The sequence below is a fragment of the Paenibacillus tuaregi genome (assembly GCF_900086655.1).
GTDB classification, from domain to species: domain Bacteria; phylum Bacillota; class Bacilli; order Paenibacillales; family Paenibacillaceae; genus Fontibacillus; species Fontibacillus tuaregi.
The window spans coordinates 2149503-2163831 of sequence record NZ_LT575476.1; the positions used below are offsets into that span (position 1 = coordinate 2149503).

At 50.5% G+C, this 14329-nt stretch carries 19 protein-coding genes; all 19 read left to right on the forward strand.

The window, feature by feature from the left end; genetic code table 11:
• The first annotated feature begins 42 nt into the window (after positions 1–42).
• Positions 43–600 carry an elongation factor P gene (gene efp, locus BN6628_RS09830; protein ID WP_068616915.1) on the forward strand — a complete coding sequence of 186 codons (558 nt, stop codon included), beginning with the start codon at positions 43–45 and terminating at the stop codon, positions 598–600.
• Positions 601–894: 294 nt separating this feature from the next.
• The gene (locus tag BN6628_RS09835; RefSeq protein ID WP_068616916.1) at positions 895–2148 is read left to right on the forward strand and encodes an aspartate kinase; all 1254 of its coding nucleotides are present in this window, start codon (positions 895–897) and stop codon (positions 2146–2148) included.
• Positions 2149–2309: 161 nt separating this feature from the next.
• Positions 2310–2576 carry a YqhV family protein gene (locus BN6628_RS09840; protein WP_068616918.1) on the forward strand — a complete coding sequence of 89 codons (267 nt, stop codon included), beginning with the start codon at positions 2310–2312 and terminating at the stop codon, positions 2574–2576.
• A gap of 91 nt (positions 2577–2667) precedes the next feature.
• Positions 2668–3630 carry a stage III sporulation protein AA gene (gene spoIIIAA / locus BN6628_RS09845; RefSeq protein ID WP_068616920.1) on the forward strand — a complete coding sequence of 321 codons (963 nt, stop codon included), beginning with the start codon at positions 2668–2670 and terminating at the stop codon, positions 3628–3630.
• Positions 3631–3654: 24 nt separating this feature from the next.
• Positions 3655–4173: a stage III sporulation protein SpoIIIAB gene (gene spoIIIAB / locus BN6628_RS09850; protein WP_068616921.1), complete on the forward strand. Its 519-nt coding sequence runs from the start codon at positions 3655–3657 to the stop codon at positions 4171–4173.
• A gap of 54 nt (positions 4174–4227) precedes the next feature.
• A complete protein-coding gene (gene spoIIIAC, locus BN6628_RS09855; protein WP_068616922.1) occupies positions 4228–4431 on the forward strand; it encodes a stage III sporulation protein AC in 204 nt (67 codons plus the stop codon).
• A 12-nt stretch (positions 4432–4443) separates the two neighbouring features.
• Positions 4444–4833: a stage III sporulation protein AD gene (spoIIIAD, locus tag BN6628_RS09860; protein WP_068616924.1), complete on the forward strand. Its 390-nt coding sequence runs from the start codon at positions 4444–4446 to the stop codon at positions 4831–4833.
• A 19-nt stretch (positions 4834–4852) separates the two neighbouring features.
• Positions 4853–6043 (forward strand): stage III sporulation protein AE, encoded by a 1191-nt coding sequence (gene spoIIIAE, locus BN6628_RS09865; protein ID WP_068616926.1) that lies wholly within the window; start codon positions 4853–4855, stop codon positions 6041–6043.
• 25 nt (positions 6044–6068) lie between these two features.
• A complete protein-coding gene (spoIIIAF, locus tag BN6628_RS09870) occupies positions 6069–6833 on the forward strand; it encodes a stage III sporulation protein AF (protein WP_068616928.1) in 765 nt (254 codons plus the stop codon).
• A gap of 18 nt (positions 6834–6851) precedes the next feature.
• A complete protein-coding gene (gene spoIIIAG / locus BN6628_RS09875) occupies positions 6852–7499 on the forward strand; it encodes a stage III sporulation protein AG (RefSeq protein ID WP_068616929.1) in 648 nt (215 codons plus the stop codon).
• Positions 7500–7535: 36 nt separating this feature from the next.
• Complete coding sequence (locus BN6628_RS09880; RefSeq protein ID WP_068616931.1) at positions 7536–8330, forward strand: SpoIIIAH-like family protein; 795 nt, start codon at positions 7536–7538, stop codon at positions 8328–8330.
• A 178-nt stretch (positions 8331–8508) separates the two neighbouring features.
• Positions 8509–9012 (forward strand): acetyl-CoA carboxylase biotin carboxyl carrier protein, encoded by a 504-nt coding sequence (accB, locus tag BN6628_RS09885; RefSeq protein ID WP_068616933.1) that lies wholly within the window; start codon positions 8509–8511, stop codon positions 9010–9012.
• Between the two features lie 58 nt (positions 9013–9070).
• Entirely contained in the window at positions 9071–10414 is a 1344-nt protein-coding gene (gene accC / locus BN6628_RS09890; RefSeq protein ID WP_068622156.1) for an acetyl-CoA carboxylase biotin carboxylase subunit, read from the forward strand.
• Between the two features lie 114 nt (positions 10415–10528).
• Positions 10529–10936 carry an Asp23/Gls24 family envelope stress response protein gene (locus tag BN6628_RS09895; protein WP_068616935.1) on the forward strand — a complete coding sequence of 136 codons (408 nt, stop codon included), beginning with the start codon at positions 10529–10531 and terminating at the stop codon, positions 10934–10936.
• A 69-nt stretch (positions 10937–11005) separates the two neighbouring features.
• Positions 11006–11545, forward strand: a complete 540-nt coding sequence (amaP, locus tag BN6628_RS09900) for an alkaline shock response membrane anchor protein AmaP (protein ID WP_068616936.1) — start codon at positions 11006–11008, stop codon at positions 11543–11545.
• Between the two features lie 14 nt (positions 11546–11559).
• Positions 11560–11793 carry a DUF2273 domain-containing protein gene (locus tag BN6628_RS25600; RefSeq protein ID WP_082926859.1) on the forward strand — a complete coding sequence of 78 codons (234 nt, stop codon included), beginning with the start codon at positions 11560–11562 and terminating at the stop codon, positions 11791–11793.
• Between the two features lie 281 nt (positions 11794–12074).
• Entirely contained in the window at positions 12075–12524 is a 450-nt protein-coding gene (gene nusB, locus BN6628_RS09905) for a transcription antitermination factor NusB (RefSeq protein ID WP_068616938.1), read from the forward strand.
• A gap of 26 nt (positions 12525–12550) precedes the next feature.
• The gene (folD, locus tag BN6628_RS09910) at positions 12551–13408 is read left to right on the forward strand and encodes a bifunctional methylenetetrahydrofolate dehydrogenase/methenyltetrahydrofolate cyclohydrolase FolD (RefSeq protein ID WP_068616941.1); all 858 of its coding nucleotides are present in this window, start codon (positions 12551–12553) and stop codon (positions 13406–13408) included.
• A gap of 79 nt (positions 13409–13487) precedes the next feature.
• Positions 13488–14329: exodeoxyribonuclease VII large subunit (xseA, locus tag BN6628_RS09915; RefSeq protein WP_068622158.1), on the forward strand; the 842-nt coding region annotated here is incomplete at its 3' end.

Consider the following 14329-nt stretch of genomic DNA (forward strand, 5'->3'; position numbering starts at 1 on the left):
ATAATTATTGAAGTATTTTGTCTAACTTGAGGAGGATTTTCTGTGATTTCAGTCAACGATTTTAAAACAGGTCTCACTGTAGAAGTGGACGGCGATATCTTTACGGTTCTGGAGTTTCAGCATGTTAAACCGGGTAAAGGAGCTGCCTTTGTACGCTCCAAGCTGAAGAATCTTCGCAACGGCAACACGGTAGAGAAAACCTTCCGTGCAGGCGAAACGATTGGACGTGCCATGATCGAGAACCGTGAGGTTCAATATCTGTATGCAAGCGGTCAAGAGCATACCTTCATGGATAACGAGACTTATGACCAGTTCTCCCTGGATGCCGATCAACTGGAGTGGGAGCTTAACTTCCTGAAAGAAAACATGAATGTTAAGATTGTCAGCTATCAAGGCGAGCTTCTCGGCATTAACCTGCCTACAAGCGTTGAGCTTAAAGTAGTTGAGACTGAGCCGGGCGTTAAAGGCAACACCGCTCAGGGCGCAACGAAGAACGCCAAGCTGGAAACTGGCCTGAACGTTCAAGTACCGCTCTTCATCAATGAAGGCGATGTTCTGCTCATCGACACTCGTGAAGGTAAATACATTTCCCGCGCATAGGATTTGTTAAACGCAGTGCTATCATCAATTCCTCCATCCCTGGATGAAGAATTGTAATGTTTCCATCAATTCCCCCATCCCTGGATGGAGAATTGTAGTGTTATTATCAATTCCTCCATCCCCGATGGAGGAATTTTTGCATAGATATACAAAAAGAATGGCTTCCCCAAGGACTTTCGTATTATACTGGGTTAAAGCGTTACCGATTATTAGGTGTGTCCAAAGACGGCGGTTACAGAGATGAACCCATGACGCCGGTCTTGCAGGATCATGATCATTGAGGAGTGAACCAACTTGGCTTTATACGTCATGAAATTCGGAGGGAGCTCTGTAGGCGACACAGAGCGCATGAAACGCGTAGCAAAACGTATCGCAGAGAAGCAAGATGAGGGGCATCAGTGCGTAGTGGTCGTCTCCGCGATGGGAGATACTACTGACGACTTGATTGATCAGGCGAAGCTGCTGAACGATCAGCCGCCAATCAGAGAGATGGATATGCTGATGACCAATGGTGAACAAATTTCGATTGCCATGCTGTCCATTGCACTGCATGCAATTGGACGAAAGGCTGTCTCCTATACAGGTTGGCAGGCAGGCTTCCGGACGGAGGCTGTTTTTGGGAAGGCCCGGATTACAGATATCCGTCCTGAGAAGGTAAGGAAGTCGCTTGAAGAGGGGGCTATCGTGGTCGTTGCCGGCTTCCAAGGCATGACCGAAGACGGCGAGATTACAACGTTTGGCCGCGGAGGCTCCGATACGACGGCGGTAGCGCTTGCCGCAGCGATTGAAGCGGATGTGTGTGAAATTTATACGGATGTGGACGGCATTTATTCAACCGACCCGCGAATCGTGAAATGCGCGCGCAAGCTGAATGAAATTTCTTATGACGAGATGCTGGAGCTGGCTAATCTGGGAGCAGCCGTACTGCATCCGCGTGCGGTGGAATACGCGAAGCACCATAATGTATGTCTGGTCGTGCGCTCTAGCTTTAACCATAACGAAGGTACAGTTGTGAAGGAGGAAGTCAGCATGGAGCAGGGAGTAGTAGTTAGCGGTATCGCTTATGATAAGAATGTGGCACGGATTAGTATTCTTGGAGTATCCCATGAGCCTGGTGTTCTGGCTAAAGTATTCGGTTCTCTTGCAGCCGCACAAATTGACGTTGATATTATTGTTCAAAGCGGGGTATTGGAAGGAAAAGCAGACTTCTCATTTACCGTGGCCCTCTCTGATAGAGAGAGAGCGCTTGGTGTTATTGAAAATATCCGCGAAAGCCTGCCTTTCCGCGATGTCACCTCAGAAGACAATCTGGTTAAAATCTCGATTGTTGGAGCTGGAATGGTCAGCCATCCAGGGGTTGCGGCTCAAATGTTCGATGTCATCTCCAAGCAGGGCGTGAACATCAAGATGGTAAGTACCTCTGAAATCAAGGTTTCTTGCGTTATTGACGGAGCCAAGCTGCAGGAGGTTATCAAAGCACTTCACACCGCTTACAAGCTGGATACCGAGGAGCAAGTCTTTGTTGGAGGCCCTCAGGACCGCAGATAAGCTGCTGGAAATTGTAGATAATATCATAGCTTTAACGAAGATCCGCATGATGATGCGGGTCTTTTTTTGTTTGGTTAGTTTTACAGGAGGATCATTTTTCTTTCTAAAAATGGACAGGCGCGCATAACGATAGAGAGAGGGATTTCAGTAAGGAGGCGCTTATGCTTGATAAATTTGTAGCCAGCATGGCAACACTTCGGGTGATTTCCGGAACGCTGGAGATTATTGCGGCCATTCTTATGATCAAGCTAGGACGGGTGGATAAAGCTCTAGCTGTCAATTCAGCCCTGGCTTTCGTAGGCCCTACCGTGCTGATTGTAACTACTTCAATCGGTCTAATAGGCATGGCGGACAAACTCTCTTGGGGAAAGATAGGATGGGTAGCCTGCGGTGTGATCTGTCTCTTAATAGGTATTTTAAAAAAATGATAGATTCCCGTCATACCTGGAATTTCTCAGGCATAGACTTGTCTTAAGAAAAGAGTTAACACACCTAAACCTGTTCATTGTGGGGGTATGTATGCATCTATCCTGGTTATCTGTATTCCCGGAGCAGCTTGCCCGGATGCTTCGGCTTCTTCCCGCCGAGCTTCTCTCCCAGCTTGAAGAAATCCGTATCCGGGAAGGACGGGCGCTTGAAGTTAATGCATCGGGACGTTACTACTTCGTCACCGAGAGCGGCGAGCTGAGCCGGGACCCGGGGACGGCTTACAAGCCCGGACGGGAAGATACTCACCGTCTCCTGGATCAAATTACCAACCACTCCTTGTATACGATGGAAGAGGAGCTGCGACGAGGATTCATCACTGTCTCGGGTGGTCACAGAATCGGCCTTGCCGGCAGGACGGTGCTGAGTGGCGGCAGAGTAGAGCATATCCGGGATATCAGCGGCTTTAACATGAGAATTGCCCGCGAGGTAAGAGGAATTGGTGATGCGGTTCTCCCGCAGCTGCTTGACTTCAAGCATCGCAGTGTAAAGCATACCCTGATCCTGTCTCCTCCCCAGCAGGGCAAGACAACCCTGCTTCGCGATCTGGCTAGACAAATCAGTCTCGGAAGCTGGGGAAACCCGGAAGCCAAATGGCCTGGGCTCAAGGTGGGCATTATCGATGAACGGTCAGAGATTGCCGGAAGCAAGCGTGGAGTACCCAGCTTCGATGTAGGTCCACGTACCGATGTGATGGACGCCTGCCCGAAGGCTGAAGGCATCATGATGATGATCCGGTCCATGTCTCCGGATGTGCTCATTGTGGACGAGATTGGACGTCAGGAAGATGTGGAGGCGCTCGCTGAGGCCCTTCATGCAGGTGTCAGGGTGATTGCGACAGCTCACGGAAGCGAGGTCGGCGAGCTGATGCATCGTCCCTCCTTATCGAAGCTGGTTGATCCGCCTTTTTTCCAAATGTATGTAGTTCTTACCAGGACCGACAAGGGAGTCTCCTTCAAGCTGATGGATAACAAACAGCGGTCCTTGCTGGCCTAATCAAGCTTAAGCGGGGTGATTCTCATGTTGAAGATGCTTGGGGCGGTGCTGATCATTGCGGCAGGCACGCTGGCAGGCTGGCTCAAGGCCAGGCAGTTCGCCAACAGACCGGAACAGATTAGACGGTTGATCCAGGCGCTCAAGAGACTGGAGACAGAGATCAGCTATGGCTTTACCCCATTGCCGGACGCACTTCGCCGGATTGGAAGCCAGAGTGGCCATCCGGTCAAGGCTGTTCTGCTAAGGGCAGCTGACGGTATGGATGGCAGCCAGTCGCTGAGCGCCCAGGAAAGCGTCCATCAGGCAATCCGGGAAGAGTGGAAACACACCGCGATGAGGCCCGCCGAGAGAGATGTGCTGCATCAGTTGGCCTATTCGCTTGGGACAAGCGACCGCAGGGATCAGCTGAAACATATTGAAACTGCGGTACGGCAGCTGGAAGCAGAAGAATCTGTCGCGAGGGAAGAGCAATCCCGGTATGAGAAGATGTTCCGCAGTCTCGGGCTGCTAACCTCAGCACTTATTGTGATTCTGATCTATTAGCACGTTCCCGAACCGCAGCAGCCTCCCGCTAAACCTGATAGTGAGGTGCCTTTCATGAACTTAGAAGTCAATGCAATATTCCAGATCGCGGGCATCGGAATTATTATCGCCATGATCCATACGGTGCTGAAGCAGATGGGCAAGGAAGATATGGCACATTGGGTTACCCTGATCGGGTTCGTTGTTGTTTTATTCATGGTTATTCGTATGCTGGACAGCCTATTTCAGGAAATCAAATCGATCTTCCTCTTTCAGTAGGGAGGCCCGGGAATGGAAATTATCCAGATCGTTGGGCTGGGTCTGCTGGCGGCCATACTCATTCTGGTTCTTAAGGAACAAAAACCTGTATTTGCGTTTTTGATTGCCGCTTGCACAGGCATCACCATTTTCCTTCTGCTTATCGGTAAGATCAGTTCAATCATCAGTGTGCTGGAAAATCTGGCTGAAGCCTCCGGAGTTGAGACCATCTATCTCAAAACGATTTTGAAGATTATCGGGATTGCTTATATTGCCGAATTTGGCGCTCAAATTGTCCGGGACGCGGGCCAGGACGGGATTGCCTCAAAAATTGAACTCGCCGGCAAAGTCTTGATTATGGTGCTCGCCCTGCCGATTATAGGCATCATTATCGAAACGGTTATGAAGCTGCTGCCGGTATAGAAGAAACGGGGACAAGACCATGAAGCTATACGACCTGAATTGGCAAAAGAAAACGCTGATCCTCTTCATCCTGGGATTTCTGATCTTCTGGCCGGCCCGGTTGTTCGCCGAGTCACAGGACGAAGGACGGATGAAACAGCAGGCGTCCGAGCTGCCGACAGACCAGGTCGAAGCCTATTGGAAACATCTGATGAAGGATTATGGCGGTTTTTTTCCAGATGAGAAAGTGCCTTCCTTCATGGACATGCTTCTCCCCGGCGGGCAGGAGTTCAACATGAAGGCAGGTTTGTCAGCCCTGCTGAAATATATGTGGCATGAAGTGCTCTACAACGGCAAGATTCTGGTTACCATCGTTATTCTTACGGTATTCAGCATGATTCTTGAGACGCTCCAAACCGCCTTTGAACGGGGCAATGTCAGTAAAGTGGCCTATTCCATTTGTTATATGGTCATCCTAATTCTGGCCATCAACAGCTTTAATGTGGCCATTGGTTATGCGTCCGATGCGATCAGAGACATGATTGATTTTATGATGGCCATGGTGCCGCTGCTGTTCACGATGCTGGCCTCCATGGGAAATGTGGTAACGGTAACCGTGACACATCCGCTTGTGGTGTTCATGGTTCATACCGTGGGCACGCTGGTCCGCACAGTGGTGTTTCCGCTTCTGTTCTTCTCGGCGCTGCTGCATATCGTCAGCTCTCTGTCCGACAAGTACAAGCTGACCCAGCTCGCCAATCTGCTGCGGACGATCAGCATGAGCCTGCTGGGGGTTATGCTTACCGTCTTTCTTGGAATCATCTCGGTAAAAGGCATCACTGGATCGGTCGCGGACGGCGTCACACTCCGGGCTGCGAAATATGTGACGGGAAATTTCGTTCCCGTCGTAGGCAAAGTGTTCGCTGATGCCACAGATACCGTGATATCCGCCTCGCTGCTGGTCAAGAATGCCGTAGGTCTGGTAGGCGTCATCATCATTCTGTTCCTGTGTGCTTTCCCTGCGATCAAGATTCTGACCCTAGCCCTGATCTACAACCTCTCGGCCGCGGTTATGCAGCCGCTGGGGGACTCACCCATTGTGGTGTGTCTGGAGACGATTGGCAAAAGCATGATCTATGTGTTCGCTGCTATGGCCGCGGTCGGATTGATGTTCTTTCTGGCCATTACCATTATGCTGACCGCCGGAAATATTACAGTGATGATGCGCTGATTTTTATGACCTGAGGAGGAAGCAGATGAGCTGGCTGGGCGCGTGGCTTAAAGAAATTATATTTGTGGTGCTTCTGGCAGGCTTTATTGATCTGCTGCTGCCGAACCGTTCCTTTGAGCGATACGTCAAGCTGGTGGTCAGTCTGCTGATCCTGCTGACTCTGATGTCTCCGCTGGTTAAGCTGATTGGAGGCAATCCTGTGCTCAAATTGCAGACCGCGCTTGGGCAGAGCCTGGATGAGCTGGACCCGGACAAGATGAATCAGGCTGGAACCCAGCAGATCATTCAGCAGGGGCTGGCACTGCGCAAGAAGCAGGAAGCCGAGACACTCCAGCGGGCTGGCGAGGAAGTAGGCAGAGAGATGAAACAGCAGATTGAGAGCAAGACAGGCATTCAGATCCAGAGGGTCGAGGTAGCTTTGGCAGTGGACAGCCAGGGTACCAAGCAGGAGGAGACAACCGGGGAGCCTGTTGCGGCCAAACCAGAGATCAAAGAGGTGCATGTCTATGTGAGTGCTGAACAGAAATCCTCATCTAATTCGGCTGATCAGCAGGAGAAGAAAGGCAAAGCGGTCAGTGTCCCGGCCATCAGTCAAGTGGAGAAAGTTGAGGTCCGGATCGGAGAAGCCAAGACCAACCGGGAAGATCAGGGCACATCGTCTGAATCTCCGGCTGCAGCTTCTGCTCAAGGGGAACAGGGTAACCGAGCAGGCTTAATCATGGAACAGCTAACCAAGGAGTGGGGCATATCAAGAACCATGGTGAAGATCCATGAGGAGACCAAGAAATAGATCAAGGAGGTGAAGCTCATGGCCAAGTGGATCAAAAAACTGGAGCAGTGGATCGGCGGGGGGCAGGATGGCAGCAAGCGAATCAACACGTTCAGATTGCTGATTATTCTAGGACTCATCGGTGTGGCGATTATGCTGTTTAGTTCTTTTGTCAACATAAAAAAGATCGATACTGGGGGAGCGGTACGTGAGCCTCCGGTTCAGCCCCAGACCCAGTCCGCTGCCACTGCATCGGGGCAGGAGGAGAGCGGGAACGTCTTTGACAGCATTGAGGGGAATCTGGAGAACCGGACCAAGGAGATTTTGGAGAAAATTGTAGGTGTGGGCACGGTGGACGTGATGGTTACCGTGGATTCCACCGAGGAGGTTGTGGTCCAGCGTAATATGAAAGACTCCCAGGAGCAGACAGATGAGACAGATGCCGGGGGCGGCAAGAGACATGTTACCCAGATTACCCGGGATGGCCAGATTGTCACCTATGAATCTTCTGGAGATAAACAGCCGCTGATTTCCAAGAAGATCAAACCGAAGATCCGGGGGGTGCTTGTGGTTGCCCGGGGAGCCGAGAACAAGGTTGTGAAACAACTGATTGTGGATGCGGTTGAAAAAGGGCTGAATGTGGCGGCCTACCAGATTTCGGTTGTGCCGCGAAAGGGGTCTCAGTAGGCAGGTCTATATCATTATTATCAGGAGGAATATGTAATGAAAACCAACAGACAAACAATTTGGCTTGTATCTATGCTCAGCTTGATGGTGATTCTCTCTGCGTATTATCTGTTCACCGAGGATTCAGGTACCAAAACTCCAAAAGTCGCTGAAGGGCAGCAGGTGACCGCAAAGGATAAATCAGGCACCAAGGATACTCCGGTCACACAGGCGAAGGATGATGTGGTAGTCACAGAAGTAACTGGAAACACGGATGCAGCAGCTCCGGCAGGCGACACGGGCTCTGCGAAGCAGGAGCCAGCTTCAACTCCATCTCCATCAGACAAAATCAAAGAAGGAGCCGATACGGGAAAATCGGCCGGGGAGGACACCAAACCGAAGAGCGGGGGAACAGACGCCACTGGCAAGACTAACGCAGCCGATGATTCTGCTAAAAAGGATGAAGAGGTCATCAAGAAGATTGAAGCCCAGGGCACTTCCGGTAATGATGCGATCACGAATTATCAATATGAACGGGTTACTGAGAATGCCAAGCTGTCGGATAAGCTGACGAAGATTATCGCAGACCAGAGCAAGCCGGCTGATGAAAGCGCCAAAGCTCAGAAAGAGCTGGCGGCTCTGCAGGATAAAGAATCCAAGATTACGGATATCGAGACCAAGCTGCAGCAGCAGTACGCTAATGCGGTTGTCACGGAGAAGGACAGCCAGTATACGGTTGTCGTGCTGAGCGACAAGCTGGAGCCGAAACAGGCGGTAGGTATTGTGGATATGGTCATCAAGGAACTTGGCGTTAGCCAAGATAAGGTAAAGGTGCAGTACATTAAGCAGTAAGCTGAAAAAAAACTAGAAATATCGCGGGTTTTCGGGCATTTTGAAGGCTGGTGAAGGAGGAAGAGTCCAATACATCTTGGGCTCTTTCTATTTCGCGCCTTTGTGATATAATACATAATGCTATGTTCTAAGATGGCCAAGGCTTGTGTGTTACAAAGCTGAAGGAGTGAAATTGCGAATGTTCAAATTAAACGAAATTAAAGAGCTGATTAAATTGGTGGATCAGACTTCGGTCCACGAACTTGAAATTGAGAATGAGGGGACAAGACTGGCAATCCGCAAGCCGGGTAAAACGGAACTTGTACAGGTGCAGTCTGCAGCCGTTTCTGTTCCGCAAGCAGCGGTACAGCCGGCTCAGGTACATATTCAGTCTTCCGTGGAGACCTCTGCCCCTGCCGCTGCCCAGGATGCCACATCCCGCGCACAGGAGAATCAGGCTAATTTACATACGATTGCTTCCCCAATGGTAGGCACATTCTACCGCTCTCCATCGCCGGAGAAGGGGCCTTATGTCAACGTGGGTGACAAGGTTGGAGACAAATCAATCGTCTGCATTATTGAAGCCATGAAGCTGATGAATGAACTCGAAGCCGAGGTCAAAGGGGAAATTGTTGAGATTTTGGCTGAGAATGGCCAACTGGTTGAATATGGACAGCCCCTCTTTCTGGTGAAGCCGGAGTGATTAGCGTAAGAAGGCGGCCTTTATGGCCGCTATCTTGGTTACCAAGGAGGATGCAGACATGAACTTTCATAAAATACTAATTGCTAACCGCGGAGAAATTGCGGTTCGTATTATTCGCGCGTGCCGCGAGCTTGGCATTCAGACCGTAGCCGTATATTCCGAAGCGGATAAAGACTCGCTTCATGTACGTCTGGCCGATGAAGCCTACTGTATTGGACCCACGTTGTCCAAAGACAGCTATTTGAATTTTACCAACTTGATGAGTGTGGCTACCCTGACGGAATGTGATGCAATTCATCCAGGCTACGGGTTCCTGGCTGAGAATGCGGACTTTGCGGAGATCTGCGACTCATGCAATATCACCTTCATCGGTCCTTCCCCGGATGCGATTGTCCGAATGGGGGACAAGGCTGTCGCCAAACAAACGATGAAGGATGCGAACGTTCCGGTAATTCCGGGATCGGACGGTCTGATTGAGAACATGGACCAGGCCGTTATGGTCGCCCGCGATATCGGATATCCGGTTATTATCAAAGCCACTGCAGGCGGCGGAGGTAAAGGAATCCGGATTGCCGAGGATGAGGAGTCCTTGATCCAGCAGATTACCACTGCCCAGCAGGAGGCCCAGAAAGCTTTTGGTAATGCCGGGGTCTATCTTGAGAAGTTTCTAACGGGAATGAAACACGTTGAAATCCAGATCATTGCCGATAAGCATGGTAATGTCGCCTACTTGGGTGAGCGTGACTGCTCCGTGCAGCGCCGCCGCCAGAAACTTGTTGAAGAAGCGCCTTGTCCGATCTTAAGTCCGGAGAAGCGCCAGGAGATGGGTGAAGCTGCGGTTCGTGCCGCCCTGGCTGTGAACTACTCTGGAGCAGGAACACTCGAGTTCCTCTTAGGTCCGGATGGGCAGTTCTACTTCATGGAGATGAATACCCGGATTCAGGTTGAACATCCAGTCACTGAAATGGTTACTGGAATCGATCTGATCAAGGAAATGATCTCCGTTGCGGAAGGAAATCCATTGTCGTTCTCCCAAGAGGATGTTGTGATTAACGGCTGGTCTATTGAATGCCGTATCAATGCGGAGGATCCTTCCCGTAACTTTATGCCGGCTGCAGGAAAGATCGGCTTTTATCTGGCCCCGGGCGGCCCTGGAGTCCGTGTGGACAGCGGCGCTTATCCGGGTTATACAATTACGCCGTTCTATGATTCGATGATTGCCAAGCTCATCGTCTGGGCGCCAACGCGGGATGAAGCGATTGCGAAGATGAAGCGGGCTTTGTCGGAGTTTGCTATTGAGGGGATCCATACCACGATCCCGTTCCATCAGAAGCTTTTGGATCATCCAACGTTTGTGCGCGGGGATTTTGATATTAAATTTCTGGAAGAAAATGAGATTTAATAACTTGGACTCTGTTTGTCATAATGACCCCAAAATGATATAGTATGTATAATAAGTGCGCTTGCCTACAATTTAGACATCCGCAAACTTATTGAGAGGTGGATGAAGACGACAATGAGTACAGTTCCTACAGAATATGAGAAAACCGAGATTGGTGAAATTCAGATTGCTCCTGAGGTTATTGAAGTGATCGCAGGCCTTGCGGCTGTTGAAGTCAAAGGGGTTGCTGGCATGAGCGGCGGGTTCGCCGGCGGTATTGCCGAGCTTCTGGGACGCAAGAACCTGTCCAAGGGTGTGAAGGTTGAAGTGGGTCAGCTGGAAGCTGCAGTAGACGTGTCGGTCATCGTGGAATACGGTAATCGTCTCCCTGAAGTAGCGACCGAAATTCAACGTAACGTGAAGCGCTCGATTGAGACAATGACCGGACTTAACGTTGTTGAGGTCAACGTGCATATCCATGACGTTATCTTCAAGACGGCTGAGAAGATCGAGGAGTCGGAACTGAACCACAGGGTGAAATAAAGAATGAGCGATTAACCCCTGACGATCAGCGTCAGGGGTTTACTATAATTTAAGGTGGGTGCACGTTCAGTGGCAAAAATCTTGGACAGACTTCTGCTGTTTATCTACAGTCTCAGCATTGGCATTCTATCCGTTATTGCAATTCTTCTCTTCACCGGAACGGTCACTTTTGAAATTTACAGCAGTCAGGAGAAAATCCTGTTGAATGTTCTGATTGGGGTGGCGGCTGTGCTGTTTCTGCTCAGCATCCGGTTCTTTTATATTTCCATTCGTCGCGATCGGGCATCGCTGCCGTCCATTGATCAGCGCACCGAATTTGGAGACATTCAAATTTCCGTAGAAACGATCGAGAATCTGTCCCTCAAAGCAGCTTCCAGAGTTAGAGGAATCAAGGATGTGAAGACCAGAATTAAAATTTCCGAGTCGGGTCTGAACATTATGATCCGGGCACTCGTTGACGGGGAGAGCTCAATACCCGCTCTGACTGAGGAAGTCCAAAAGCAGGTGCATGATCACGTCGAAGAGACTACCGGCATCCCGGTAGCTTATGTCTCTGTGTATATTGCGAATCTTGTTCAGTCGTCCACGATCAAAAGCCGGGTTGAATAGGGGTGGATTTCAGGGTGCTCTGGAAACAATTATGGGAGAGTCACAGAGGACGCTTGCTGGGTCTTGCGACAGCCCTGTTACTATGTCCGATTTATCTGTTTTTCGGGTTTTGGAACATGCTTTTTTGCGCGCTTTTGCTGTACATCGGGTATACCGTTGGCAAATACAAAGACCTTGAACAGGGTCCTTTGATTCCTTGGGTTCAAATTCGTGAATGGCTGAGTTCGCGCTGGCGTCCTTTTAAATAAATCCTGTGATATGCTGCTCCGAAAAAACTGCTGTTCATATGGAATGGAGATTTCATTCTGTATAATTCTGCACATTTTTTTGTTGTGGAGAGCATTTCACGGGTTTTTTTCTGTCGATTGTCATGCACAATAGGAAGAGACAGTATTAAATCTTGTGCGCTTTAAGCTTAAGATTTACCTAATTAGACTAGTGTTTGAAAACCTATACGCTTAATTATTATTTCCGTCCTTTGCCAAAGGCATAGGGATGTTCAGAGGGGTTAACCTCAAGGAGGAAGTTCATGAAAAGACGACTGGCCAGAGAAATTGCGGTACAGAGCTTGTACCAGATGGAAATGAATGAAGTAGAGGCTCAGGAGGCAGTCACCATGCTGCTGGCCGAAGCGGGCGGAGAGAATGAAAGTGAAGTGGAACTTAAGGACATGGGAACTCCAGAGTTTGTCCTGGAGCTGGTAAACGGGGTATGGTCAAGAAAAAGCGAGATCGATAACCTTTTGAGCGAATATCTTAAGGGATGGCAGATCAGCCGCCTGTCCAGGGTGGACCGGCAAATCCTGCGTCTTGCCGCTTTTGAAATGATTTATCGTGAAGATACACCAGCTAAGGTTGTTGTGAATGAAGCGATTGAGCTTGCCAAACACTTTGGTACCTCGGAATCGGGCAAGTTCGTAAACGGGGTACTTGGTAAAATGATTCAGGATACTGAACAGTTGAAAAACAAACAAATCTAAAATCAATAGATGAGGGAGAGAGAATAATGACAGCAACAATCATTAGCGGTAAACAGATAGCTGAAGAGATTCGCCAAGGACTGCGCGAGGAGATGGACAGATTGTCCCCTACGGGCTTCAGACCCGGGCTCGCGGTCGTGATCGTTGGGGAGGACCCGGCTTCTCATGTATATGTTCGCTCCAAGGATAAGGCTTGCCATGAACTCGGATACTACTCGGAGGTTCATAAACTGGAGGAATCGACTTCACAGGAGGAGCTTCTTGCTCTTGTTGACAAGCTGAACCATCAGGACAATATCCACGGCATTCTCGTTCAGCTTCCTCTCCCTAAGCATATAGATGAGAAAGCTGTGATCGACGCCATCTCGGTTGCCAAGGATGTGGACGGGTTCCATCCGGTGAATGTCGGGAATCTGGTTATCGGGGATGACAGCCTGCTTCCTTGCACTCCTGCCGGAGTCATTGAGCTGATTAAACGGACAGGAGTCGAAATCTCCGGCAAACATGCGGTCGTTATCGGACGAAGCAACATTGTCGGGAAGCCGGTGTCTCTTCTTCTTCAACGGGAGAATGCGACCGTGACGATGTGCCATTCCCGTACGGCGAATATGAAAGAGCTGGCTCTTCAAGCGGATATTCTGGTTGTTGCCGTCGGCAAGGCGAACTTCATCGACGCATCCTATATCAAGCCGGGTGCGGTTGTGATTGATGTGGGCGTAAACCGGCTGGAGAACGGCAAGCTTGCTGGAGATGTTGATTTTGAAAGCGCGAAGGAAGTTTCCGGACCGATTACACCGGTACCTGGCGGAGTAGGTCCGATGACGATTACAATGCTTATGAATAACACCATGATCGCGGCCAAGCGGTTAAGTGGTCTCGCCTAATTAATTTTTCTAATTCTAAGGGGGTCTCCCCGTGAACCAACGTGTATTTTCCATAAAGGAATTGAACCGGTATATCCGGATGAAGCTGGAGTCGGACACGCTGCTGTCCGAGGTATGGATTCGGGGAGAAATCTCGAATTTCACCCACCACTCCAGCGGCCACATGTATTTTACCCTGAAGGATGCGGACAGCCGGATTAAGAGTATCATGTTCGCCTCTCACAACCAGCGCCTTCCTTTTATTCCGAAGGAAGGTTCGCGGGTCATCGCCAGAGGTAATGTGTCTGTATACGAACGGGATGGCCAATATCAGTTCTATGCAACACATATGCAGCCGGATGGCATAGGCAGCTTGTATTTGGCTTATGAGCAGCTTAAGAAGAAGCTGGAAGAGGAGGGGCTGTTCGACCCGTCCCGCAAAAGAGCCCTGCCCCGTTATCCCAAAACGATCGGGGTCATCACATCTCCTACGGGCGCGGCTGTACGGGACATCATTATCACGCTGCAGCGGCGTTATCCGCAGGTCCCGGTTATACTGCACCCTGTGCTCGTGCAGGGCAAACAGGCGGCCCCATCCATTGTAAAGGCTCTCCGGACGCTGAATGCCATGGGGGAGGCCGACGTCATCATTGTCGGCCGGGGCGGCGGCTCACTTGAGGAGCTGTGGGCCTTCAATGAAGAAATGGTGGCCCGCGCCATATACGAATCGGCGATTCCGGTCATCTCGGCCGTCGGGCACGAGACGGATTTTACGATTGCCGATTTTGTGGCGGATCTTCGGGCCGCAACGCCAACGGCCGCCGCTGAGCTTGCGGTGCCGCATGCGGCAGAGCTGCGGGCGCTGATCAGCCAGCGGGAGCGCGAGCTTCAGCAGGGGCTGAAGCACCGCCTGGCCCGCGCCCGCGAGCGGCTCGCGCGCCT

Coding starts and splice junctions, on each gene's coding strand:
- BN6628_RS09840 (WP_068616918.1), top strand. CDS start 2,310: ATGCTTGATAAATTTGTAGCCAGCATGGCAACACTTCGGGTGATTTCC.
- spoIIIAA (WP_068616920.1), top strand. CDS start 2,668: ATGCATCTATCCTGGTTATCTGTATTCCCGGAGCAGCTTGCCCGGATG.
- spoIIIAB (WP_068616921.1), top strand. CDS start 3,655: ATGTTGAAGATGCTTGGGGCGGTGCTGATCATTGCGGCAGGCACGCTG.
- spoIIIAC (WP_068616922.1), top strand. CDS start 4,228: ATGAACTTAGAAGTCAATGCAATATTCCAGATCGCGGGCATCGGAATT.
- spoIIIAD (WP_068616924.1), top strand. CDS start 4,444: ATGGAAATTATCCAGATCGTTGGGCTGGGTCTGCTGGCGGCCATACTC.
- spoIIIAE (WP_068616926.1), top strand. CDS start 4,853: ATGAAGCTATACGACCTGAATTGGCAAAAGAAAACGCTGATCCTCTTC.
- spoIIIAF (WP_068616928.1), top strand. CDS start 6,069: ATGAGCTGGCTGGGCGCGTGGCTTAAAGAAATTATATTTGTGGTGCTT.
- spoIIIAG (WP_068616929.1), top strand. CDS start 6,852: ATGGCCAAGTGGATCAAAAAACTGGAGCAGTGGATCGGCGGGGGGCAG.
- BN6628_RS09880 (WP_068616931.1), top strand. CDS start 7,536: ATGAAAACCAACAGACAAACAATTTGGCTTGTATCTATGCTCAGCTTG.
- accB (WP_068616933.1), top strand. CDS start 8,509: ATGTTCAAATTAAACGAAATTAAAGAGCTGATTAAATTGGTGGATCAG.
- accC (WP_068622156.1), top strand. CDS start 9,071: ATGAACTTTCATAAAATACTAATTGCTAACCGCGGAGAAATTGCGGTT.
- BN6628_RS09895 (WP_068616935.1), top strand. CDS start 10,529: ATGAGTACAGTTCCTACAGAATATGAGAAAACCGAGATTGGTGAAATT.
- nusB (WP_068616938.1), top strand. CDS start 12,075: ATGAAAAGACGACTGGCCAGAGAAATTGCGGTACAGAGCTTGTACCAG.
- folD (WP_068616941.1), top strand. CDS start 12,551: ATGACAGCAACAATCATTAGCGGTAAACAGATAGCTGAAGAGATTCGC.